The sequence below is a fragment of the Kitasatospora sp. NPDC091276 genome, assembly GCF_040684355.1.
GTDB lineage: Bacteria > Actinomycetota > Actinomycetes > Streptomycetales > Streptomycetaceae > Kitasatospora.
Genome location: NZ_JBFBFU010000086.1, coordinates 1 through 1,195, shown reverse-complemented (window position 1 = coordinate 1,195; position 1,195 = coordinate 1). Strand labels below are relative to the sequence as shown.

At 66.4% G+C, this 1,195-nt stretch carries 2 protein-coding genes; both read right to left on the bottom strand.

The features are described from left to right. Positions 1-40: 40 nt before the first annotated feature. On the bottom strand, positions 41-568 hold the full coding sequence (locus AB0O19_RS38475; RefSeq protein ID WP_363626398.1) for a transposase: 528 nt from the start codon (positions 566-568) through the stop codon (positions 41-43). Then, positions 565-1,104, bottom strand: a complete 540-nt coding sequence (locus tag AB0O19_RS38470) for a winged helix-turn-helix domain-containing protein (RefSeq protein ID WP_363589629.1) — start codon at positions 1,102-1,104, stop codon at positions 565-567. The genes AB0O19_RS38475 and AB0O19_RS38470 overlap by 4 nt, the downstream gene beginning before the upstream one ends. Positions 1,105-1,195 lie beyond the last annotated feature (91 nt).

Sequence of the window (1,195 nt, the reverse complement as noted above, 5' to 3'; positions counted from 1 at the left end):
GCTACTGAAGTTGAATTCGTGATGTCGGTCTGAGATCTGGTCAGCGATCCATGATCAGGCCGGTGGTGGCGAGGCATCCGTCGATGAGGTGAGGGCGGTACTGGAGTCTCTTCAGGCTGCGCTTGACGGCTCGGGCGAGTTGGTCGATGTCGGCGGCGGCGAGGTTGCCAATGGTGCGCTTGACCAGCGACCAGACGCCCTCTTGCGGGTTGAGGTCGGGAGCGTACGAGGGGAGTTGGAAGACGGTCAGCCAGTCCTTGCTCGCCTTGATGAACTCCTGCATCGGCGGCATCAGGTGGGCACGCAGGTTGTCCCACACGAGCACGATCGGACCGCCGAGCTGGATGTGCGCCCGGATGAGCAGGTCCCGGTAGTCCTGCCAGGTCAGGCCCTTCTTCTCACCTTTGCGGCCCCGGTAGACGTGGAAGCTGTAGAACATCCGCGAGCGCTGACCGGGTTTGTAGCAGCTCAGCCCCGCCATGGAGACCCGGCCGCCTCCTCGGCCGCGCACCCGAACCACGGGCGTGCAGCCGACCCGACCCCAGGTCCGGGCGCGCGGCGGCCTCATCGACTGCCCGGCTTCGTCCTCGAAGACAAGCCAGGCCTCGCGGGCCGCCGCGGCGCTTTTACCCGCGGCCACGTCTCCTTCTTCCACAACTCGACGGCCGCGTCATCACGCTCGATGGCCCGGCGGGCCGGCTGCTGCCAGGACCAGCCGTGCCGCTTGAGCAGGACCCACGTGCCCTCCACGGTGTAGGAAACGTGGAACATCCGGCCGATCAGCGTCTTCACCCGAGCCAAGGTCCATCGCTGGTCGTCCCAGCCGTGGGCAAGCGGCCCACGCTCCAACTCCCGCTCCAGCCTCATGATCTGGGCATCGGAAAGCTTTGGACGACCCGGCGAACCCTTCGAGGCGATTCCTGCCGCGCCGTCCTCGCGCCACTGCCGGCGCCAGCGCTCCACCGAACGCACACTCACCCGCAGTGCGGCCGCGATGTCCCGATTCTTCTCACCGCCCTCGAAGCGATCCACGGCCTGCCGTCGGATCCGCTCCCGCGCGGCCCTCTCCGCGTCGGTCAAACCGCCACCCTGTGCATACCTCACAGCACACGACTACCGGGACCAACCCTCCAACGGCAGGCGAACGCTACTGCTTCACCCATCCGAGCGACATCACGAATTCAACTTCAATAGC

Bases quoted from the DNA above. Each gene is read 5' to 3' on its own strand.
- AB0O19_RS38475 (WP_363626398.1), bottom strand. From the start codon at position 568: ATGAGGCCGCCGCGCGCCCGGACCTGGGGTCGGGTCGGCTGCACGCCC.